This window comes from Zoogloea sp. GDB6 (assembly GCF_056724105.1).
In genome coordinates this window covers 4,588,978-4,610,738 of sequence record NZ_CM161497.1, presented here as the reverse complement: position 1 = coordinate 4,610,738, position 21,761 = coordinate 4,588,978, and the positions used below count along the sequence as shown (strand labels likewise).

At 64.6% G+C, this 21,761-nt stretch carries 15 protein-coding genes and 1 tRNA gene; 12 read left to right on the top strand and 4 right to left on the bottom strand.

Annotated features, from left to right (window positions below; genetic code table 11):
* Window position 1 precedes the first annotated feature (1 nt).
* Genes AC1PQG_RS21045 through AC1PQG_RS21035 form a run of 3 tightly spaced genes read right to left on the bottom strand, consistent with a single transcriptional unit; the run spans window position 2 to window position 4,768 of the window.
* Window positions 2-1,207, bottom strand: coding sequence for a type II secretion system F family protein (locus AC1PQG_RS21045; RefSeq protein WP_481119699.1), 1,206 nt, complete (start codon window positions 1,205-1,207; stop codon window positions 2-4).
* A complete protein-coding gene (locus AC1PQG_RS21040) occupies window positions 1,204-2,913 on the bottom strand; it encodes a GspE/PulE family protein (RefSeq protein WP_481119698.1) in 1,710 nt (569 codons plus the stop codon). The genes AC1PQG_RS21045 and AC1PQG_RS21040 overlap by 4 nt, the downstream gene beginning before the upstream one ends.
* A 10-nt stretch (window positions 2,914-2,923) precedes the next feature.
* Window positions 2,924-4,768 (bottom strand): type II secretion system protein GspD, encoded by a 1,845-nt coding sequence (locus AC1PQG_RS21035; RefSeq protein WP_481119697.1) that lies wholly within the window; start codon window positions 4,766-4,768, stop codon window positions 2,924-2,926.
* Between the two features lie 309 nt (window positions 4,769-5,077).
* On the opposite strand from AC1PQG_RS21035, the gene acs reads away from it, so the two are divergent.
* The 10 genes from acs (at window position 5,078) to AC1PQG_RS20985 (ending at window position 17,526) form a co-directional block, all read left to right on the top strand.
* Window positions 5,078-7,036 (top strand): acetate--CoA ligase, encoded by a 1,959-nt coding sequence (gene acs / locus AC1PQG_RS21030; RefSeq protein ID WP_481119696.1) that lies wholly within the window; start codon window positions 5,078-5,080, stop codon window positions 7,034-7,036.
* A 345-nt stretch (window positions 7,037-7,381) separates the two neighbouring features.
* Window positions 7,382-7,573 (top strand): hypothetical protein, encoded by a 192-nt coding sequence (locus AC1PQG_RS21025; RefSeq protein ID WP_481119695.1) that lies wholly within the window; start codon window positions 7,382-7,384, stop codon window positions 7,571-7,573.
* 52 nt (window positions 7,574-7,625) lie between these two features.
* Window positions 7,626-10,379, top strand: a complete 2,754-nt coding sequence (locus tag AC1PQG_RS21020; RefSeq protein WP_481119694.1) for an ATP-binding protein — start codon at window positions 7,626-7,628, stop codon at window positions 10,377-10,379.
* Window positions 10,380-10,453: 74 nt separating this feature from the next.
* Window positions 10,454-10,828 carry a response regulator transcription factor gene (locus AC1PQG_RS21015; RefSeq protein ID WP_481119693.1) on the top strand — a complete coding sequence of 125 codons (375 nt, stop codon included), beginning with the start codon at window positions 10,454-10,456 and terminating at the stop codon, window positions 10,826-10,828.
* Between the two features lie 44 nt (window positions 10,829-10,872).
* Window positions 10,873-13,038, top strand: a complete 2,166-nt coding sequence (locus AC1PQG_RS21010; RefSeq protein ID WP_481119692.1) for a 3'-5' exonuclease — start codon at window positions 10,873-10,875, stop codon at window positions 13,036-13,038.
* 10 nt (window positions 13,039-13,048) lie between these two features.
* Complete coding sequence (locus AC1PQG_RS21005) at window positions 13,049-14,470, top strand: DUF294 nucleotidyltransferase-like domain-containing protein (protein WP_481119691.1); 1,422 nt, start codon at window positions 13,049-13,051, stop codon at window positions 14,468-14,470.
* 78 nt (window positions 14,471-14,548) lie between these two features.
* Complete coding sequence (locus AC1PQG_RS21000) at window positions 14,549-14,812, top strand: DUF4212 domain-containing protein (protein ID WP_481119690.1); 264 nt, start codon at window positions 14,549-14,551, stop codon at window positions 14,810-14,812.
* A gap of 12 nt (window positions 14,813-14,824) precedes the next feature.
* Complete coding sequence (locus AC1PQG_RS20995; protein ID WP_481119689.1) at window positions 14,825-16,852, top strand: sodium:solute symporter family protein; 2,028 nt, start codon at window positions 14,825-14,827, stop codon at window positions 16,850-16,852.
* A 65-nt stretch (window positions 16,853-16,917) separates the two neighbouring features.
* Window positions 16,918-17,008 (top strand) — tRNA-Ser (locus AC1PQG_RS20990).
* A 62-nt stretch (window positions 17,009-17,070) separates the two neighbouring features.
* Window positions 17,071-17,526, top strand: coding sequence for a flagellar basal body-associated FliL family protein (locus AC1PQG_RS20985; protein ID WP_481119688.1), 456 nt, complete (start codon window positions 17,071-17,073; stop codon window positions 17,524-17,526).
* Between the two features lie 6 nt (window positions 17,527-17,532).
* Here the strand turns inward: AC1PQG_RS20985 and AC1PQG_RS20980 are convergent, their stop codons facing one another.
* On the bottom strand, window positions 17,533-18,429 hold the full coding sequence (locus tag AC1PQG_RS20980; RefSeq protein WP_481119687.1) for a LysR family transcriptional regulator: 897 nt from the start codon (window positions 18,427-18,429) through the stop codon (window positions 17,533-17,535).
* A 202-nt stretch (window positions 18,430-18,631) separates the two neighbouring features.
* On the opposite strand from AC1PQG_RS20980, the gene AC1PQG_RS20975 reads away from it, so the two are divergent.
* Window positions 18,632-20,320, top strand: a complete 1,689-nt coding sequence (locus tag AC1PQG_RS20975; protein ID WP_481119686.1) for a DUF1302 domain-containing protein — start codon at window positions 18,632-18,634, stop codon at window positions 20,318-20,320.
* A 27-nt stretch (window positions 20,321-20,347) separates the two neighbouring features.
* Entirely contained in the window at window positions 20,348-21,700 is a 1,353-nt protein-coding gene (locus tag AC1PQG_RS20970; RefSeq protein ID WP_481119685.1) for a DUF1329 domain-containing protein, read from the top strand.
* The last annotated feature ends 61 nt before the right edge of the window (window positions 21,701-21,761 follow it).

Genomic DNA, 21,761 nt, shown 5'->3' with positions numbered 1-21,761 from the left:
GTCAGAATGGCATGTGGGTGATGATGTCGTACACCGGCATCAGGACTGCGCTCATGACGCCCAGGAGCAGGGCGCCGAGGACGAGCGTCAGTACCGGCTCTATGCTGGCCTCCAGACGCTGGATCGCTTCGCGGACGTCCCGGTCGTAGAAGTAGCTGACGTTGGCGAGGGCCGTGTCGATGGCGCCGGTGCTTTCTCCGACCCGCAGCATGCGGGTTACCAGGGGCGGAAACAGGCCAACGGCAATGAACGCCTCCGATACCTGCCGGCCATCCTCGATGGCCCGTCCGACCTCTTGCAACCCGCGTTGCAGGGCCGTGTTGCCGACAACGTCCTCGGCGGTCTTCAGGGCGTCGATGATGGTGATGCCGGATGCGTACATCATGGCGAACAGGCCGGTGAAGCGGGCCAGGATGATCTTGTTCAGGATGGTGCCGATGACGGGCAGGTGCAGGAGTGCGGCGTCGAAGCGCAGGCGCAGCCCGGCATGGGTGCGCAGCGCCAGCCGCACGCCCAGAACGCTGGCCGGTACGCTGCCAAGCAGCAGCCAGCCGTACTCGGAGAGCAGGCCCGACAGGAGGATGAGCTGGCGGGTCTGCCACGGCAGGGGTTGGCCGGTGCTGTGGAACAGGCGGGCGAGTTCGGGTACGACGTAGAGCAGCGCGACGCTGAGTGCGGCCAGGATGACTGTGGTGACGATGGCCGGGTAGATCGCCAGGCGGCGCGAATGGGAAGCCAGTTCATCGTCGCGCTTGAGGGCGTCGGCGAGGGTGTGGAGGATGTCCGGCAGGCGGCCGGACAACTCGCCGGCCCGGATCAGGTGGCAGAACACCGGATCGAAGACGCGGGGATGGCGGGCAAAGGCTTCCGACAGGGTGGCGCCACCTTCGATGGCCTGTACCGTGTCGGCGATGACCTGCCGGAATGGTGGGTGGTGGATGGCGTCCCGCAGGTCGGTCAGGCTTTCGATGATGGGTACGCCGGCACGCAGGAATTGCTCCAGATGGAAGCACAGTTTGATCAGTTCCCGGCGGGAGACGAGGGGCTGGCGACGAAGCGTGTGGGAGGCTGCGGCCGGCTTGCCGTGGAGGAGCTCGAGACCCAGCTCGCGCAGCCGTTGTTCGAGATCCGAAAGGTCGTTGGCCAGCAGGCGGCCTCGGGTCCGCCGTCCGTCTGCATCGAGGGCCCGATAGGTGAAATCGATCATGGCAGGGAGTGGGGGCTCAGGTCGATCACCCGGGCCAGTTCCGCGAGTGTGGTGCTGCCTTCCAGGACCCGTCGTGCGCCGTCTTCGGCAAGGCTGGCGAAGCCGTGTTCCCGAGCCATGGTGAGGATTTCCCGTGCGGACGCGCGACGGGTGATCAGTTCGTCCAGGCCGGCATCCATGCGCAGCAACTCGATGATCGCCAGCCGCCCGTGGTAACCCTGGAAGCCGCACTGGGCGCAGCCGGTGGCGCGGTACAGGATGGGGTAGGGCAGGCTTGGGACGAGGCCGAGCATACGTAGTTCGTGTGCTTCGGCGGGATGGGCTTCGCGGCATGCGGGGCACAGGCGCCGCACGAGCCGCTGGGCGACGATGCCGATCAGGCTGCCGGCCAGAATGTCCGGCAGGATGCCGATATCCAGCAAGCGTGGGATCGCGCCGACCGCCGAGTTGGTGTGCAGCGTCGAATAGACCTGGTGGCCGGTCATGGCTGCCTGCAGGGCCATGCGCGCGGTGTCGGCATCACGGATCTCGCCGACCAGGATCACGTCCGGATCCTGGCGCAGCATGGAGCGCACACCATTGGCAAAGTCCAGCCGGGCTGCGTCGGCAACGGCGGTCTGACGGATCATCGCCAGTGGGTACTCGACCGGATCCTCCAGCGTCATGATGTTGACGTGCTCGGTGTTGAGGTGATTGAGGATCGAATACAGCGTGGTGGTCTTGCCGCTGCCGGTCGGCCCGGTGACAAGGATCAGTCCCTCGGGGCGAGAGATCATCAGCTTCAGCTGCTCGAAGGCGGCTGGTGCCAGCCCCAGTTCATCCAGGCTGACAATGCCTTTTTGGCGGTCGAGGACGCGCAGCACGATGTTCTCGCCGTGGATGGTGGGTTGGCTGGCGACGCGAAAGTCCACCGGGCGTCCGCTGACCTGCAGGGAGATGCGCCCGTCCTGGGGCGCACGGGTTTCGGCGATGTTGAGGCCGGCCATCACTTTCAGGCGGACAGCCATGGCGGGCCAGTGGGATTTGTGCAGGGCGCGGATCTGCCTCAACAGGCCGTCCAGGCGATAACGGATGCGCAGGAAACCGGCTTCGGGTTCGAAATGAATGTCCGACGCACCGCGCTTGACAGCGTCGGTCAGCAGGGAGTCGACGAGCCTTACCACCGGCTGGGCGTACTCCCCGCGGCTGTTGCTCCGGCTGCGCTCGTCCCGGGTGCCGGTCTCGATCTCGTGCAGGATGCCGTCGATGGACAGGGTGTGGCCGTAGAACTGGTCGATGGCACGGGCGATTTCCGATTCGCCGGCGAGGCGCGTCTCAATGGTCGTGCCAGGGGGAAGGATGCCGAGCAACGGATCATGCGTGGACATATCGTTGCTGTTGCCGGTGGCGATGAGCAGGTGGCGACGGGCCGCGTCATAGCTGAGGGGCATCAGCTTGAAGCGGCTGGCCAGCGTGTGGGGGATCAGGGCCAGGGCTTCTCCGTCCGGGATCTGGGTGCTCAGGTCGACGCTGGTCTGTTCCAGTGCGTCGGCCAGAGCATCGCGCAACACGGCCTCGGACAGAAAGCCGAGGCGCACGAGGTGCTGGCCGAGGAGGCCGCTGTCACGGCGCTGTTCGTGCAGTGCGATCTGGAGCTGGTCCTGGCTGATCAGGCCGAGTTGGACGAGCGTCGCCCCGATGGGCCGTGAAATGGCGTCCGGTTTCATCGTGTGCGGCTCATGGTTGCGTTGCCGGCCCAGTAACTTCGGATGGAAAGTTGCGTTCGCCGGGACGGGGCGACTCCCTGAGGAAGTTCTCGTCGGGGAGCAGGCGTCGCAGGTGTCCGGTGGTGGCAACGACGTCGGGGCCGCGCATGACGACCGGCCGCAGAAAGATCACCAGTTCGGTCTTCTGGATGCCGTTGTCCCGGTTGGTGAACAGCTCGCCCAGCAGGGGGACGTTGCCGATCAGCGGCACCCGGCCGGTCTTGTAGTCGATGCGGTCTTCCATCAGGCCGCCGAGAATGGCGGTTTCGCCGTTGGCGACGCGCAGGACGGACTCGATCTCGCGGGTCCTGATCTGCGGGACCAGGTTGGCGATGCCGGTCGGGATGTTGGGGTTCGGGTCACGCCGGAAATCGGAAATGCTGGAAATCGTCGGGCGGACGTTGAGGATGACTTCGCCGCTTTCGCTGACCTGGGCGGTGACGGTCATCACGAGGCCGACGGACACCGCCTGGGGCGTCGTGCTGACGGTGGTCAGCGCACCGGCGTTGGTGGTCTGCGTGGTATCGGCCTTTACGTTGAAATAGACGTATTCCTCGACGACTTTCAGTGCTGCGGTCTGGTTGTTCAGGACCGACAGCTTGGGGCTCGACAGCACCTTGACGGTCCCGAAGCCTTCGAGGAGCTTGACCGCCGCATCGACGCCGCCCGCGCTCGAGTAGGCGGCGCTGAAGGGCGTGACTGTATTGCCGGCACTGCTGCCCAGGTTCGGGCCGGTGATGCCGAAGCGGGTGCCGCTGGCCAGGATCCGGCTCCATTCGATGCCTTGCCGGAAGGTGTCCGACAGGCTGACCTCCAGGATGGTGGCTTCGATGAGCACCTGCCGGCGTGCGGCGCCCATCACCTGCTCGATGAATTCTCGGACCTTTTCATGCTGACGCCCTGTGGCCCGTACGCTGAGAATGCCGCTTTCCCGGTGGGCAACCACCGAAGCGGCCTCGCGAAAGGTGGTCTTATGGACCAGTGTCGTACTGCTGTTCTGCGTTGCCGCCGGTCCCGGAGTGGCGTTGATGCGCACACTGTTGCGTGATGGCTGTGTCGCTGTGTTCCGTGTGCGGGAGACGGGTGGGGGGCTTGCCGCGGCGGCTCCGGTAGTGGTGCTCGTCTCGGTGTTTTCGATCAGGGTGTCGCTCGAGCCTGGTGGCAGGACCTTGTCGGTCTCGTGCAACAGATCGCGGATGTTCTTCTCGACAGACTCCCAGAACTGGTTGCGGGAGGTGTTCTCGATGCGTGTGGCTGAGACGTTGCCGCCACCGACGAGCGCGGGGCCGGGCGTGGCGGTGCCGCCAGCCTGGGCGACGCCGCTGGCGCTGGTGGCGATCTGGGTGTTGGTGGAGACGGTGCCGGAAACCGTGCGGCTGAGATTGACGTAGTCGAGGCGGTAGTGGTGCAGGTAGGGAGCGTCGGGCATCACCAGCAGGGTCTGGTCATCGAGTTCGAAGCGCATGTCCACCTGTTTGGCGATGCGGGTGAGCAGCTGTGGCAGTGTCTGGTTGATCGCGTTGAGGGTGACCGTTCCGTTCAGTCCCGGGTGAATGTCGATGTTGATGCGGGCATCCCGCGCGAGGGCGAACAGCAGATCCTGGACCCGTACGTTGGTGACGACGACCGAGTAGGTCTCCTGTCGTTGGGGCCGTGGTGGTGATACGGCCGGTATGGGCGGTGCCGCAGTTGCGTCGCGGGGTTGCCCCAGGCTGGCTGCACCGATGTGTGTGCCGGCGTGTTGTTCCGGTGGAACGGAAGTGCAGGCGGCGAGGAGCAGGGCGAACGCCAGGAACGGGCTGGAACGACACGGCATGGTTGCAGGGCTGATAATTTATGTCGTTCGAGTTTATGACAAAAGTATTTTGTTGCAAATGGGGGCGCGGGTCTGAAGCATTTGTTGCGGGAGGAGGGCGCTGAATGGGCGGTGGCCGTGCCAACTCGGGCCGGAGCGGGTGTAAGTCATGTGTAAGATTGATAACTTCTAATGGCGCCCGGAACCAGGATCGGCCCGCCAGAAAAAGCCATTAGAAGCAGGCGCAGCCCAACGGTCTTGCTCCCCACCCAGCCAAGGTTTTATCGCAAGCTAAGTTGCACACTCAATAACACGAGGAGAGGTGAAAAAATGACGAGCGAAACCACCCAGAAGTTCTACTATCCGTCCGAAGAGGTGGTAAAGAACGCTGCCGTGTCGGGCATGGAAGCGTACAAGGCGCTGTGCGCCGAGGCCGAGCAGGACTACGAGGGCTTCTGGGGCAAGCGCGCCAAGGAGCTGATCGAATGGCAGACTCCCTTCACCCAGGTTCTCGACGAGAGCCAGGCTCCGTTCTTCAAGTGGTTTGCCGACGGCAAGCTGAACGTCTCCTACAACTGCCTCGACCGTCAGGTCAAGAACGGTCTCGGCGACAAGGTCGCGCTGATCTTCGAAGGCGATAAGGGCGACATCACCAAGGTCACCTACTCCGACCTGCTGGGCCGCGTCAGCAAGTTCGCCAATGCGCTGAAGAGCCAGGGCGTCAAAAAGGGTGACCGTGTCGTCATCTACCTGCCGATGTCCATCGAGGGCGTCGTCGCCATGCAGGCCTGCGCCCGTATCGGCGCCACCCACTCCATCGTCTTCGGTGGCTTCTCCGCCCAGTCCCTGGCCGACCGCATCAACGATGCCGGCGCCGTGTTGCTGATCACCTCCGACGGCCAGAACCGTGGTGGCAAGGCCCTTCCGCTCAAGTCCATCGCCGACGAAGCGCTGGCCAGCGGCTGCCCGACCATCAAGAGCGTACTGGTCGTGAAGCGTACCGGCGGCGAAACCGCCATGGTCGCCGGTCGCGACATCTGGGCCGATGACCTGCTCGCCCTGCAGTCCGACGTCTGCGAACCGGAATGGGTCGAAGCTGAACACCCGCTGTTCCTGCTCTACACCTCCGGCTCCACTGGCAAGCCGAAGGGCGTCCAGCACTCCACCGGCGGCTATCTGCTGCACGCCATCCTGACCATGAAGTACACCTTCGACATCAAGCCGAACGATGTCTTCTGGTGCACGGCGGATATCGGCTGGGTCACCGGTCACACCTACATCACTTACGGCCCTCTGGCCTGCGGCGCTACCGAAGTCGTCTTCGAAGGCGTTCCGACCTACCCGGATGCCGGCCGCTTCTGGAAGATGATCCAGGACCACAAGGTCAGCGTCTTCTACACCGCGCCGACCGCCATCCGCTCCCTGATCAAGGCTGCGGACAACACCCCGGCCGTGCATCCCAAGAACTACGACCTGTCCAGCCTGCGCCTGTTGGGTTCCGTCGGCGAGCCGATCAACCCCGCCGCCTGGGAGTGGTACTACGAGAACGTCGGTGGCAGCCGCTGCCCGATCGTCGATACCTTCTGGCAGACCGAAACCGGCGGCCACATGATCACCCCGCTGCCCGGCGCCACCCCGTTGATCCCCGGTTCCTGCACGCTGCCCTTCCCGGGCATCCAGGCCGCGGTGGTCGATGAGACCGGTACCGAAGTGCCTTGGGGCCAAGGCGGCATCCTGGTCGTCAAGCGTCCGTGGCCGTCCATGATCCGCACCATCTGGGGCGATCCGGACCGTTTCGTGAAGTCCTACTATCCGGCTGACTTCCAGGGCAAGCTGTACCTGGCGGGCGACGGCGCGATCCGCGACAAGGACACCGGCTACTTCACCATCACCGGCCGTATCGACGACGTGCTGAACGTCTCCGGTCACCGCATGGGCACGATGGAAATCGAATCCGCCCTGGTGGCCCACGAGAAGGTGGCCGAAGCTGCAGTGGTTGGCCGTCCGGACGATCTGACCGGCGAAGCCATCGTGGCCTTCGTGGTGCTCAAGGGGGCCCGCCCGACCGGCGACGAAGCTGCCAAGGTGGTCAAGGAACTGCAGAACTGGGTTGGCCAGGAAATCGGCCCGATCGCCAAGCCGAAGGATATCCGCTTCGGTGAGAACCTGCCGAAGACCCGCTCCGGCAAGATCATGCGCCGTCTGCTCCGCCAGTTGGCCAAGGGCGAGGAAATCACCCAGGACACCTCGACGCTGGAGAACCCGGCGATCCTCGAGCAACTCAAGTAATTTCAGGCCCGGCGATTGCTGGGCACGACATCCCCGGCCGCGAGGCCGGGCAGTCCGCAACAGGTGGCCCACAGGCTGTCGCAAAACTAAATACATGGAGACCGCGGACTGGTCGAAGAAAAACAGGGGAGGAACCCGGTGCTGTTCGACCGGGGGTTGAGGGGGAGAAAAAGGCGCGTTCATCGCGCCTTTTTTTCGTCCATTGGTTTCATGTGTGCGGGACTGTGCCGGTCGCCGCCGGGGCCGCATCGCGCCGTGCCGCGATGCGGCCCGAAACGCTCGCCAAGCCTGGTGTTTCGGTTTATAAAACGATCACAAGCACAACGGCAGCATCGGGGAGGGGAGATGATCAAGGCGACGTTGACCGCGCAGCGCCTGGTGGCGCTATTCCTTTTCGGCTGCATGGCGATCAATTACCCGATACTGGCCATTTTCGATATGCGAGCCAGTCTGGAGGGTATTCCCGTCCTCTACCTTTATGTGTTCGGGATCTGGGCCGCGCTCATTGCGCTGATGGCCTGGATCATTGAACGTTAGCCGGACAAACGTCGATGTACGCGCCAGGCTTGTTTGTCGTGGGGGAGACGCCATGACTGGCACCATGATCGTCGTCGTGTCCTTCTTGTACCTGCTGCTGTTGTTCGCGGTGGCCTATGCGGGGGACAAGCGTGCTGACGCCGGGCGTTCGATCATTGCCAATCCGTCCATTTACGCCCTGTCCCTGGCGGTGTATTGCACGACCTGGACATACTACGGCAGCGTCGGGCGGGCCGCCTCGTCGGGGCTCGGCTTCGTGCCGATCTTCTTGGGACCGACCCTGGTCGTCGGACTGTGGTGGTTCGTGATGCTGAAGATGGTGCGAATCAGCAAGACATTGCGGATCACGTCCATCGCCGACTTCATTGCGTCCCGCTACGGCAAGAGCCAACTGCTCGGTGGCTTGGTGACGGTCATCGCTGTGCTCGGCGTGATCCCCTACATCGCGCTGCAGTTGAAGGCGGTGTCGACCAGCTTTGCGATCCTCATGCAGTATCCGGCGATCGTCATGCCGGCGAAGACGGCAAACCTGCCGTGGCTGACGGACACGACGCTGTACATCGCGCTGATCATGGCCGCCTTCACGATCCTCTTCGGTACCCGTCACCTGGATGCCACCGAGCGCCACGAAGGCATGGTGGCTGCGGTGGCCTTTGAATCCCTGGTCAAGTTGCTGATCTTCCTGGCCGTTGGGGCTTACGTCACTTTCTGGATCTTCGACGGTTTTGACGATCTGTTTTCCCGGGCAGCCGACTATCCCGAACTGGAACGCCTGATGACCATGGGGGCCAGCGGCAACAGCTATGGCAGCTGGTTTGCGATGACGCTCCTGTCCATGCTGGCGCTGATGTTCCTGCCGCGGCAGTTTCAGGTGGGCGTGGTCGAGAACGTCAATGAAAACCACCTGCGCCGGGCGATCTGGCAATTCCCGCTGTACCTGCTGCTGATCAACATCTTCGTGCTGCCCATCGCGCTGGGCGGGCTGATGCATTTCGCGGGACAGGACGTGGATGCCGACACCTTCGTGCTCACCTTGCCGATGTCCTTCGGGGATGGCTGGCTGGCGTTGCTGGTCTTCATCGGCGGCCTGTCGGCGGCGACCGGTATGGTGATCGTCGAGACAATCGCGTTGTCGACGATGGTCTGCAACGACCTGGTGATGCCCTTTCTGCTGCGCTATCGCTGGTTGCCGCTGCAAGGGGAGGGGGATTTGTCCGGCTTCCTGCTGGGAATCCGGCGCCTGGCGATCGTGCTGATCCTGCTGTTGGGCTATCTGTATTTCCGCTTTGCCGGTGAGGCTCATGCGCTGGTGAGCATCGGACTGATCAGTTTTGCCGCGGTGGCCCAGTTTGCGCCGGCCATGCTGGGCGGCATGTACTGGCGGGGGGCCACCCGGGACGGGGCGCTGGCGGGGCTGTCCTGCGGTTTTGCGGTGTGGCTGTATACGTTGTTGCTGCCGTCCTTTGCCAAATCGGGCTGGCTGCCGGCCGATTTCCTGCACACCGGATTGTTCGGCATCGAGGATCTGCGTCCGCAGGAACTGTTCGGCTTGCAGGGCATCGATCCGATCGCCCATAGCCTGTACTGGAGCTTGCTCGCCAATATCGGCGCCTATGCCTGGGTTTCCCTGCGGCGGCGTCCGAATGCGGTGGAAGCGGGGCAGGCCACATTGTTCGTGGACGTCTTCAAGCAGTCCAGGCCCGACGGTGAGGCGTTCTGGCGAGGTCGTGCGCAGGTTGATGACCTGCTGCCGCTGATCGGGCGCTTCATCGGACGGGAGCGTGCCTACAAGGTTTTCGCGGACTACGCGGAGAGTCGCGGAGTTGCCGGAGTGGAGGCTCTGCAGGCGGACGCGGGGCTGGTGCACTTTGCCGAAACCACGCTGGCAGGGGCCATCGGCAGCGCATCGGCACGGGTCATGGTGGCTTCGGTCGTTCAGGAGGAACCGCTGGGTCTCGACGAGGTGATGGACATCCTCGACGAAGCATCCCAGATCCTGGCTTATTCCCATCGGCTCGAGCAGAAGTCGCAGGAGCTCGAGGCCGCTACGCGTGAGCTGCGCGCCGCCAACGAACGTCTCAAGGAAGTGGACCGCCTGAAGGACGATTTCATGTCGTCGGTAACCCATGAGCTGCGCACGCCGCTGACCTCGATCCGGGCCTTTTCCGAGATGCTGCTGGAAGATCCCGACATCGACGTGGCCGACCGGACCCGTTTCCTGGGCATCATCGTGAGCGAGACCGAACGCCTGACGCGTCTGGTGAATCAGGTTCTCGACATGGCCAAGCTGGAGTCCGGTCACGCCGAATGGCACAACGGAGAGGTCAATCTGGTCGACGTCGTCAAGCAGGCTGTCGCTGCCACCAGCCAGCTGTTCAAGGACAAGAAGGTCGAACTCGAAGTGCAACTGCCTGTCCGGGTGCCGCTCCTGCTGGCGGACAGGGATCGTCTCGTGCAGGTTGTGCTCAACCTGCTGTCCAATGCGGTGAAGTTCGTATTGCAGGGCAAGGGACGGGTAGCCGTCGTGCTATGCGAGACGGCAGAAGGCTTGCGTGTCGATGTGCGCGACAATGGGCCGGGGCTGAGTCTCGAAGAACAGGCCATCGTTTTTGAGAAGTTCCGTCAGGGAGGAGACGCGATGACGGACAAGCCCCAGGGAACCGGCCTTGGTCTGCCGATCAGCCGACAGATCGTCGAGCACTACGGCGGCCGGTTATGGGTTGAGAGTTCGCTGGGGGCGGGCGCATGTTTCTCGTTTCTGTTGCCTTGCGGCAAATCAACAGAAACGAAAGATGAGGCAAGATAAACTACAAAGGCTCGCACCCGGCCGGAGCCGCGCGTCTGCGCTTCCAGCCGGGACGACGAAGAGGGAGGGGATAGATGACTAAAAAAATACTGATTGCCGATGACGAACAGAACATCGTCATTTCTCTGGAATTTCTGATGAAGCGCGAAGGCTTCACGGTGTGCATCGCCAGTGACGGGCAGGAGGCCCTCGATCTGGTGCGCCGCGAAGCGCCCGACCTGGTGCTGCTCGACGTGATGATGCCGCGCAAGAACGGCTACGAGGTGTGCCAGGAAATCCGTGCCGAACCTGCGCTGCAGGGGACACGCATCCTGATGCTGACCGCCAAGGGGCGCGAGACCGAGGTGGCCAAGGGACTGGCGATGGGCGCCGATGCCTACATGACCAAGCCGTTCTCCACGCGGGAACTGGTGACCAAGGTCAAGGCCCTGCTGGAGCTCCCGGCTTGAGCCCCGTCGAAGGGGACAAGGCGCGTCGTTCGGGAGGTTCCATCGTGAGTGTCAAATCCAGGCAGGGGCTGGTGATCCTGGCCGCCTGCGCATTGGTCGTGGGCGTTCTTGCGGTGACCGGCGTCGCCCTGTGGCGCGATCTCGCGCCCGCCGAGCGTGAAGTGCTGGAGCCCATCCTCAACCCCCGCATCGGCCTGCTGATCATGATCGGGCTGGTGGGTGCCGGGGCTGCTGCTGCGCTGATGAAGTCCTTCGCCGAGGAGGCCTTCGTGGTGCCGGCCAAGCTGGCCGACGAAGTCGGGTTGATCGTCGGCACCGATCCAGCCCGCCGCGTCAAGCCGATGGGTTCGCCGGAGCTGCAGCGTATCGCCGAGTCGGTCAATCAACTGGCGGACCAGCGGCGTAGCCTGCAGGAGGACGTCGAAGCGCGCATCGTCGAGGCCCGTCGCTCGGTGGAGGAGGAGCGCAACCGGCTGGCGGCGCTGATGTCCGAGCTCAACCAGAGCGTCGTCGTCTGCAATCTCGACGGCCGCATCCTGCTCTACAACAACCGTGCTCGCCTGCAGTTCAAGGCCATGTCGGACACCCCGACGGCGGCGGGGGGCGGGGAGATCATCGGGCTCGGCCGCTCGATCTACATGGTCTTCGAGCGCAGCCTGATCGCCCACGCCCTTGAAAGCGTGCAGGAGCGCATCCGCCAGCGCAGCGCCCAGCCGGTGGCGAATTTCGTGACCACCACCCGCGCCGGTCAGCTGCTGCGCGTGCAGATGGCGCCGGTGCTGGGCAGCGGGGAGGTGGAGGGCGAGCCGACCGTTTCGGGCTTCGTGCTGATGCTCGACAACATCACGCGCAACTTCGAGGTGGAAACCCGCCGCGACCAGATGCTGCATACCCTCACCGAGGGCAGCCGCTCGGCGCTGGCCAACCTGCGGGCGGCGGCGGAGATGCTGGAATATCCGGACCTAGACGCCGAACTGAAGGACCGCTTCCTGAAAGTGATCCGCGACGAGGTGCAGGGCATGAGCATGCGCCTCGACGAGACGGCCAATGCCTTCGCCGACTCCCTCAAGACCCGCTGGCCCCTCGACGAGATGCTGGGGGCCGATCTGATCGCTGCGGCCCAGCGGCGCATCGAGAAGAAGCTGGGGCTGCCGACCAAGCTGGAGGATGTGGACCCGCAGGTGTGGGTGAAGGTGGACAGCTTCTCGCTGCTGCAGGCCATCGGCTACCTGGCCAGCCGCCTGTCCGACGAGTTCGAGGTGCGCGAGGTGCGTTTCCGCCTCAGCGCCGCCGGGCGCCTCGCCCATCTGGACCTGATCTGGTCCGGCCAGGCGATGAGCACCGAGACGGTGATGGCCTGGGAGCTGGAACCGATGACCTTCGCCGGCGAGAGCTCGCCGCTGACGGTGCGCGACGTCATCGAGCGCCACGACGGCGAGATCTGGCTGCAGCGGGAGAAGACCCAGCACCGCGCCTTCTTCCGCCTGCTGCTGCCGTCGGCGATCCCCCAGGAGCAACTAGAGGCCGCGGCCTACCTGAAGGGCGACAGCCGGCCCGAATACTATGATTTCGACCTGTTCAAGCAGACGCCGGCGAGCCACGAGTTGGATGACTGCCGGCTGTCGGAACTGACTTTCACGGTCTTCGACACGGAGACCACCGGGCTCAATCCTTCGGAAGGCGACGAGATCATCCAGATCGGCGCGACCCGAATCGTCAATGGCAAGCTGCGCAAGTCGGAATCCTTCGACCAGCTGGTGGACCCACAGCGCGAACTGCCGGAGGCGTCGACCCGGATCCACGGCATCACGCCGGACATGCTTGTCGGCCAGCCGACGATGGGCAAGGTGCTGCCGGCCTTCCATGCCTTCGCCGAGGATACGGTGCTGGTGGCCCACAACGCGGCCTTCGACATGCGCTTCCTGCAATTGAAGGAAGTCAGCACCGGTATCCGCTTTGCGCAGCCGGTGCTCGATACGCTGCTGTTGTCGGCGGTGCTGCACCCGTCCCAGGAGTCCCACCGCCTCGAGGCGATCTCCGAGCGCATGGGGGTCAGCGTGATGGGGCGGCACACTGCGCTGGGTGATGCGATCGTCACCGGCGAAGTGTTCCTGCGCATGATTCCGCTGCTGGCGGAAATGGGCATCCGGACCCTCGGCGAAGCCCGCCGTGCGTCCGAGAAGACCTATTACGCGCGGGTCAAGTACTGAGGCCATGGAGATGTCCGGGGCTGTGACGGACGTGCGTACCGACAGCCTGGCGGCCCTTCTGCGCCGCGTGCCGGTGGCGGTATCGCCCGAGACCAGTGTCCGCGATGCCCTCGGCCGTATGTGCGCTGAGCGCGTCGGTACTGTGGTGGTGACCGATCCACTGCGCGGCCTGCCGCTGGGCATCCTGACCCAACGCGATGCGCTGCAGCGGGTGGCGCTGCCGGCCGGTGACCTCGACGAGGCGGTGGCGGGCGTCATGACGGGCGGCGTGGTCGCGCTGCCGCTCGACGCCAGCATGCATCAGGCCCGGCTGACCCTCGCGCGCCATGGCCTGCGGCACCTGGTGGTGGTGGATGACGAGGGGCGTTTTGCCGGTGTGCTGTGCAGCGGTGACCTCTATGCGCGCGGGCGGCGGGTAACCGATGACCTGATCGAGACGATCCACGCCGTCGACGGCCCCGAGGCCCTCGCGGAGGCGGCCCAGCGCTTGCGCGCGGAGGCCGCCGGGCGCGTCGATATGGGCGAGGGGGCGCAGCAGTTGGGGGAGTGGATCTCAATCCTCAACGATCTGATCGTACAGAAGGCCATCGAACTGACCGAGGGCGAGTTTGAGCTACCGCCTGTACGCTGGTGCTGGCTGGGTTTCGGTTCGGAAGGGCGGCTTGAGCAGACGCTGTCCACGGATCAGGACAACGGTCTGGTCTTCCTACCGGAAGGGCGGGACGACACCGATGCGCTGCGTGGTCGTTTTCTGCCATTTGCACAGCGCATCAATGGGCTGCTCGATGCCTGCGGCTATCCTTTGTGCCGGGGCGAAATCATGGCCGGCAACCCGCGCTGGTGCCTGTCGGTGGACGAATGGCGGGGGCAGTTCGCCGAGTGGGTGCGTGCAGCCAGCCCCGAGAGCCTGCTCAATGGCACGATCTTCTTCGATCTGCGCGCGCTGGCCGGCGACGCCGCGCTGGCATCCGGCCTGATGCGCTGGTTGCTGGAGGGCGCCGCCGATAATGGACTGTTCCTGCGCTTCATGGCCACCAACGCCCTGAGCGGCGGGCTACCTCTCGGCCGTCTCCGGGATTTTGTCGTTGATCGCCGCAGCGGCCTGCTCGATCTGAAGCGCGATGGCAGCCGGCCCTTCGTTGATGCCGCGCGCATCCTCGCCTTGTCCCTGCGGGTCGGCGATACCTCGACGGTCGGGCGCCTGCGCGCAACGGGGACCGCGCTGGGCTGGGCGCCACGGGATGTGGAGGCCTTCGTGGAGGCCTTCGACTTCATCCAGCTGTTGCGCTTGCGTCGCCAGCGGGCGGCAACCCGTCCACCGAATCAGGTAGCGCCGGCCGAGCTCAACGAGATGGAGCGAGCACGCCTGAAGGAGTCTTTCCGTCAGGGGCGTCGCCTGCAGCAGTTGCTTGCGCTGCGCTACCAACTATAAGCCATACGGCCGGACGCTATACTCGGGCCTTGTTCGGGCCCGCCAGCCAGACGCCGTCGCCGCACAAGGGAGTGATGCATGAGTGATACCGACACGAGAAGGCAGGCCTACTGGAGGGCCACGCTGCGCCTCACCGGCGCCTTGCTGCTGCTGTGGGCAGCAGTGAGTTTCCTGCCGGCCTGGTTCGCCGGGGAGCTGAATACCGTCGATTTCATGGGCTGGCCGCTCGGCTTCTATATGGCCGCCCAGGGCGCCTTGCTGGTGTTCCTGGCGATCGTCTGGTTCTATGCGCAGTGGATGGACCGGCTCGATCGCCGGTTCGGCGTGCGCGACGATCGCTGAGGCCTCTGCCGGATGACATCCCTTGTTGCTTTTTCCCGCCGCCTGCGTCGTTATTACCTGCTCTATTCCCTCGGTTTCGTGGCCTTCGTCGGCTTGCTGGCGGTGGGGGAGCGTTTCGGGCTGACGCCCCACTGGATCGGGCAGATCTTCCTGTTCGCGACGATCGCCATCTATGCGTCGATCGGCGTGATGAGCCGCACGTCCGATGTGTCGGAATACTACGTCGCCGGCCGGCGCGTGCCGGCGGTGTTCAACGGTATGGCTACAGCGGCGGACTGGATGAGCGCCGCGTCCTTCATCGGCCTGGCGGGCACCCTGTATTACGCCGGTTTCGAAGGTTTGGCCTTCGTGGTCGGGTGGACTGGAGGCTATGTGCTGGTGGCGATCCTGCTGGCGCCGTACCTGCGCAAGTTCGGTCAGTTCACCATCCCGGATTTCCTTGGTGCTCGCTACGAGGGGCATTTCGCACGGGTCGTCGGCGTGTTTGCCGGCGTGCTGGCTAGCTTCGTGTATGTCGTCGCGCAGATCTACGGCGTCGGCCTCATCACCAGCCGTTTCATCGGCATCGAGTTCGAGATCGGCGTGTTCGTCGGCCTGGCCGGCGTGCTGGTGTGCTCCTTCCTTGGCGGCATGAAGGCGGTGACCTGGACCCAGGTCGCCCAGTACGTGATCCTGATCGTCGCCTACCTGGTGCCGGTGACCATCCTGTCCTACAAGATCACCGGCGTGCCGGTGCCCCAGGCGGTGTATGGCCGGGTGCTGCAGGAGCTGGGTGTCAAGGAACTCGAGCTGTTCTCCGAGCCGCGGGAGAACGCCGTGCATGCCCAGTACCGGGCACGGGCCGACGAGTACGCGCGGAAGATCGCCGATCTTCCGGAGTCGCTGGTAACCGAGCGCATCACCCAGGTCCAGCGCGTGAATGAGCTGCGCACCAGCGGTGCGTCGGCGCGGGAGATCTCCGTCGCCGAACGGGCTCTGCGCGATCTGCCGCACTCGCCCGAGGAGGCGCGCCTGAAGTGGGAGAAAGTCCGCCAGGACAGCCTTGCGAGATCAGTCAATCCGGTGGCCCATGCGGAGGCCTTTCCCGGCAACGATGCACAAAGCAAGGCCAGTGCACGCAACAATTTTCTTGCGCTGGCTTTTGTTCTGATGGTGGGTACGGCGGCGCTGCCCCACATCCTGACCCGCTACTACACTACGCCGACGGTCCGTGAGGCGCGCCATTCGGTATTCTGGTCGCTGTTCTTCATCTCCCTGCTGTACCTGACGGCACCGGCCTACGCGGTCCTGGCGAAGTGGGAGGTCTACAGCAACCTGGTCGGATCCAGTATCGCGACCTTGCCCCATTGGGTGGCATCGTGGGCACGCACGGGCCTGGTGCGGGTGGAGGACATCAACGGCGACGGCATCCTGCAACTGGCCGAGCTGTCCATCAACAGCGATGCGATCCTGCTGCTGGTGCCCGAGATCGCCGGCCTGCCTTACGTGGTGTCGGGCCTGGTGGCGGCGGGCGGGCTCGCTGCGGCGCTGTCCACGGCCGATGGGCTGCTGCTGACGATCTCCCACGCCCTGTCCCACGATCTGTACTACCAGATGGTCAATCCCCACGCGTCCACCCAGCGCCGCCTGGTGATCACCAAGTCGCAGCTGCTGGTGGTGGCGGTGGTCGCTGCATGGGTGGCGTCGATGCGGCCGGACAGCATCCTGTTCATGGTCGGCCTGGCCTTCTCGATTGCCGCGTCGGCCTTTTTCCCGGCGCTGGTGTTGGGCATCTTCTGGAAGCGTGCCAACAAGTGGGGGGCGGTGGCCGGCATGGTGGCCGGGCTGGGCGTGACGCTGTTCTACATCGCGCGTACTCACACCTTCTTCGGCGGCAGCATGGATGCGGCCTGGTTCGACATCAATCCGATCTCCTGCGGGGTTTTTGGCGTGCCTGTGGGGTTCATTGTCACCGCTGTCGTCAGTCTGCTGACACCGCCGCCGTCGGCGGAGGTGCAGGCCTTGGTGGACTTCGTGCGATTGCCGGACGGGGAGGGTTGATCAAGAAGATTTCAAAAAAGGCTTTGACTTTTTTGAAATCTAATATATAGTGCCGCCTCCACTTAGGAGAGGTGGATGAGCGGTTTAAGTCGCACGCCTGGAAAGCGTGTTCAGGGTAATACCCTGACGCGGGTTCGAATCCCGCCCTCTCCGCCAAATTCAGAAAACGCCCCGGAAGGGGCGTTTTTGCTATGTACCGACCGAAGAGGCTTCCGTCCATGCTGAGCGTCCGTGCGATCCTTCAAGCTTTGCTGCTGTGTGTGTTCATATCGGGAACTGCAGTGCCGGCGTTCGCCAACGAACATGGTGGAGGAGAGGGAGGGGGCGGTGAGTTCGTGGCGCTGGAGGTGATCACCACCAATCTGGCGTCGGATCCTGGCGGGGAAAGCCATTTCATCCAGATCGCGATCACCCTCCGCCTCAGCGATCCGTCGATGGGGTCGGTCGTCACCGCCTACATGCCGATCATTCGCCACAAGATCCTGCTACTGCTCGGCTCCCATTCGGGGGCGGAGCTGAAGACGACCGAGGCTCGCGAAGACCTCGTCGAAGAGGTCAAGGATGCCGTGAACTCCACCATCGGCACTCCGGGCAGGATCGACAAGCAGGGGCGCCGCAAGCCGGCGGAAGGCCCGGTCAAGCACGCGCTGTTCACGTCCTTCATCATCCAGTAAGCGGTTTCAGGTCGTCTCTTCCCGGTAGCGCTCCGCGGTATCGAGGAAGGCCGCCAGGATCGGCGACTGGTCGTCCTTGCGGTAGATGCAGCTGAGGTCCACGTAAAAATTCGGCGGCGTGTCGGTGATCCGGCGGTAGACCACGCCGGGAAACTGCAGCGTGGTCGCCGAGTCCGGCACCAGGCACACGCCGAAGCCGCCGGCCACCAGCGCCACGCCGGTGACCGCATCGCCGACTTCCTGCGAGATCAGCGGCTGGAAGCCGCTGTCTGCACATAAGCCGATCACCTTGTCGATGAAGCTCGGCCGCGCACCGGTCGGGAATAGCACCATCGGGTGGTCCTGCAACTCGGCGAAGCGGATCACCGGCTGGGCGGCCAGTGGATGTTCGGCCGGAACGGCCAGCAGCAGGGCTTCGGTGGTGACCTGCTTGATCTCCAGGTCGGCCAGCGGCGACAGCATGCGGTTGAAGCCCACCGAGATGCGGCGCTGGCGCAGGGCCTCGATCTGCTCGGCCTTGGTCATCGTGTGCAGCACGACCTTCACGTCCGGATAGCGGTTGCGGAAAGCCAGCAGCAGCTTGGGGATCGCGTCCAGGATCGCCGATCCGAAGATCCCCACGTCCAGCCGCCCGAGCTTGCCCTGGCCAGCGCGCTGGGTGCGCTCGGTGGCCTGTTCCACCAGCGCCCGGATGTTGCGCGCTTCCTCCAGGAACAGCTCTCCCGCCTGGGTCAGCTCCATGCCGCGCGGCGTGCGGGTGAATAGCGTGACGCCCAGTTCCTCCTCCAGCTGCTGGATCTGGCGCGTCAGTGGCGGTTGCGAGATGTGCAGCCGCGCCGCGGCGCGCCCGATGTTCTCCTCCTCGGCCACGGCGACAAAGTAGCGCAGGTGACGTAGATCCACGTTTCGATTCTCCTTTGTCATGTGCCGGCCGGCATGCCCTGCCGATGATACCTGTAGGGTATCGAGAAGGGGAAATAATGGTATTGGACGGTAATCCTCCCGCTCGATAACTTGCGCATCAACCCGCTGCGATCCAGGCCCGCGGCCTTCGCCATCAGACGGGCAAGCAGACGCAAGACACATCACGCATGAGGAGGAAGACATGAACAAGCGTCCTTTCCGGACCGCCGACGCGGCCCCGTTTCGCCTGCGCCAAGCCAGGCTGCACCTCGCCACGGTGCTGGCGCTCACGCTGTTGGGCAGCGGCGGGGCGGTGGCGGTGGCCTTCGACACCGGCAACCCGGACGTCGCCCTGAGCTGGGACAACACCGTCAAGTACAGCGCCGCCTTCCGCGTGCGCAACGCCAACCCGTCGGTGGCCGACAACTCCATCGGCCCGCAGGCCAACACCAACGATGGTGACCTCAACTTCGGCAAAGGGCTGATCTCCAATCGCTTCGACCTGCTGTCGGAACTGGAGATGCGTTACAAGAAGGACTTCGGCTTCCGCCTCAGCGGTGCGGCCTGGTACGACGACGTCTATAACCGCGGTAACGACAACCCTGGCGCGCTGGGCGGGGCCTTGGTCAATTCCCGTTCCGTCCGCTACGACGAGTTCACCCGCGGCACTGAGCAGCTGCACGGCCGCAAGGCCGAGCTGATGGATGCCTTCGGCTACATCAACTTTGCGCCCGGCGACATGAACGTCAATGTGAAGGGCGGCCGCTTCACGCAGCTCTACGGCGAGAGCCTGTTCTTCGGCAATAACGGCATCGCCGGCGCGCAGACGCCCCTCGACCTGATCAAGGCCCTGTCGGTCCCCAACTCCCAGTTCAAGGAAATCGCCCGTCCGGTCGGCCAGCTGTCCACCCAGGTCCAGCTCAGCCCGACCGTATCGATCGGTGCCTACTACCAGCTCGAATGGCGCAAAACGCGCCTGCCGGCGGCGGGCAGCTACTTCAGCTTCGCCGACTTCGTGGACGTAGGGGGTGAGTCCCTGATCCTCGGCCCCGGCGCGGTGCTTTACCGCAGCCAGGACATCGAGCCGCGCAACTCCGGGCAGGGCGGCTTCCAGATCAAGTTCAAGTCGGGCGATGCCGAGTACGGTTTTTACGCTGCCCAGTTCCACGACAAGCTGCCCCAGTTCTACGCGCGCCCCGGTGTCAATGTGCGGCCCGGCAGTGTCGGCGACTATGTGATGGTTTTTGGCGAGAACATCCGCACCGTCGGCGCCAGCGTCAGCACGCTGGTCGGCGAGACCAACGTGGCGGCCGAGCTGTCCTTCCGCGACAACATGCCGCTGGTGGCCTCCGGCAACGCCGTCATCACCAATGCCGACTCCAACGGCAAGAGCCGCGCGGCTTATCCGGTCGGCAAGACGATGCACCTCAACATGTCGGCGATCAGCGTGTTCGGCGCCAGCGCCCTGTGGGAAGGCGCGTCCTTCCTTGGCGAGCTGGCCTACAACCGCCGCCTGTCGATCAGCGACAACGCCGACCAGCTCGACCCCCTGGCCACCAAGGACGCCAGCGCGCTGCAGTTCATCTTCCAGCCCGAGTACTTCCAGGTGGTGCCTGGCGTCGATCTGCAGGTGCCGATCGGCATGAGCTACGGCATCAGCGGACGCTCGTCGGTGAATGGCGCGCTGTTCCCGTCCGAGCACGGCGGCAACGTCAGCATCGGCGTGAAGGCCGACTACCAGAAGACCTGGCAGGGCAGCCTCAACTACACCCACTACATCGGATCGGCCGGCTCGGTGGTGCGCTACGGCACCGCGGTGCCCGAGCTGTCCTACCAGAACTTCCATGGCGACCGCGACTTCGTGTCCCTGTCGATCCAGCGCAGCTTCTGATTCGCATCAAGCAACGAGGAGACACACATGAACCAGACCAAGATTCTCGCCACCGCGCTGGTGGCCCTGCTGGCCGGCGGCCAGGCCGCCCACGCCGCGGTGAGCGCCGACGAAGCTGCCAAGCTGAAGAGCACGCTGACCCCGCTGGGCGGCGAGAAGGCGGGCAACAAGGACGGCAGCATCCCGGCGTGGAACGGCGGCATCACCAAGCCGTTGCCGGGCAAGAAGCTGGGTGTGATCCCGACCCAGATCTTCACCGACGAAAAGCCGGTCTTCCAGGTCACCGCCAAGAACGCCGCCCAGTACGCCGACCTGCTCTCCGACGGCACCAAGGCGCTGCTCGCCAAGTACCCGGACAGCTTCCGCGTCGACGTCTATCCGTCCCACCGCACCGCGGCGGCGCCGCAGGAGGTGTACGACAACGTCTTCAAGAACGCCACCCGCTGCAAGACCAAGGACGGTGGCTATTCCCTCGAAGGCTGCATCGGCGGCACGCCCTTCCCGATTCCGAAGGAAGGCGTCGAGGTGATGTGGAATTACCTGATGCGCCTCGAAGCCGAGTCCATCGAATACCGCTTCAAGAACATCGTCGGTAACGCGGACGGCAGCAAGACCCTGGCCACCCGCAACGAGATCGCCTTCCAGTATCCGCAGTACTACAAGGACGCCACGCCCGAGAGCTGGTCCGGCGAGTACGCGATGTTCCGCTTCAACACGCTGGAGCCGCCGTTCAAGGCCGGCGAGTCGCTGGTCATCCGCGACAGCATCGACATGAAGCAGTCCCGCCAGGCCTGGCAGTACCTGGTCGGCCAGCGCCGCGTGCGCCGCGCACCGACGGTGTCCTACGACACGCCCGACTTCGTGGCTTCCGGCGCCAACTACTTCGACGAGGTGCAGGGCTTCTTCGGCGCCCTCGACCGCTTCCAGTGGAAGCTGATCGGCAAGAAGGAACTGCTGATCCCCTACAACGACAACGGTTTCATCGGCGCCAAGCTGGACGACGCGATCGGCAAGCACCACCTCAACCCGGACCACGTGCGCTGGGAAAAGCACCGCGTGTGGGTCGTCGAGGCCACCGTGGCGGCGGGCAAGCGCCATGCGGTGCCCAAGCGTCGCTACTACCTGGACGAGGACACCTGGCTGATCGCGCTGGCTGACGGCTTCGACGCCGAGGGCAAGCTGTGGCGCACCACCCAGGTCACCCCCTTCGTGGTGCCGGCGCTGCCGGGTACGATGATGAAGACCGCCACCGTCTTCAACCTGCAGGCCGGCACGATGAGCGTGATCCAGGCGCTCAACGACGAAGACTTCAAGATCGTGCCGCGCAAGAAGGAAACCTACTTCACCGGCGACGCGGTGGCGGCCGAAGCGGCCCGCTGAGTTCTCCCTCCCCAGGAAGGCCGGCCCGGCGCGCAGCCCGCGCCGGGCCCGGCCGACCCCG

What these genes read in the sequence shown, in the direction of transcription:
- AC1PQG_RS21000 (WP_481119690.1), top strand. Translation starts at nt 14,549, where the DNA reads ATGAGTGATACCGACACGAGAAGGCAGGCCTACTGGAGGGCCACGCTG.
- AC1PQG_RS20995 (WP_481119689.1), top strand. Translation starts at nt 14,825, where the DNA reads ATGACATCCCTTGTTGCTTTTTCCCGCCGCCTGCGTCGTTATTACCTG.
- AC1PQG_RS21020 (WP_481119694.1), top strand. Translation starts at nt 7,626, where the DNA reads ATGACTGGCACCATGATCGTCGTCGTGTCCTTCTTGTACCTGCTGCTG.
- AC1PQG_RS21040 (WP_481119698.1), bottom strand. Translation starts at nt 2,913, where the DNA reads ATGAAACCGGACGCCATTTCACGGCCCATCGGGGCGACGCTCGTCCAA.
- AC1PQG_RS21015 (WP_481119693.1), top strand. Translation starts at nt 10,454, where the DNA reads ATGACTAAAAAAATACTGATTGCCGATGACGAACAGAACATCGTCATT.
- AC1PQG_RS21045 (WP_481119699.1), bottom strand. Translation starts at nt 1,207, where the DNA reads ATGATCGATTTCACCTATCGGGCCCTCGATGCAGACGGACGGCGGACC.
- AC1PQG_RS21025 (WP_481119695.1), top strand. Translation starts at nt 7,382, where the DNA reads ATGATCAAGGCGACGTTGACCGCGCAGCGCCTGGTGGCGCTATTCCTT.
- acs (WP_481119696.1), top strand. Translation starts at nt 5,078, where the DNA reads ATGACGAGCGAAACCACCCAGAAGTTCTACTATCCGTCCGAAGAGGTG.
- AC1PQG_RS20975 (WP_481119686.1), top strand. Translation starts at nt 18,632, where the DNA reads ATGAACAAGCGTCCTTTCCGGACCGCCGACGCGGCCCCGTTTCGCCTG.
- AC1PQG_RS21035 (WP_481119697.1), bottom strand. Translation starts at nt 4,768, where the DNA reads ATGCCGTGTCGTTCCAGCCCGTTCCTGGCGTTCGCCCTGCTCCTCGCC.
- AC1PQG_RS20970 (WP_481119685.1), top strand. Translation starts at nt 20,348, where the DNA reads ATGAACCAGACCAAGATTCTCGCCACCGCGCTGGTGGCCCTGCTGGCC.
- AC1PQG_RS21005 (WP_481119691.1), top strand. Translation starts at nt 13,049, where the DNA reads ATGTCCGGGGCTGTGACGGACGTGCGTACCGACAGCCTGGCGGCCCTT.
- AC1PQG_RS20985 (WP_481119688.1), top strand. Translation starts at nt 17,071, where the DNA reads ATGCTGAGCGTCCGTGCGATCCTTCAAGCTTTGCTGCTGTGTGTGTTC.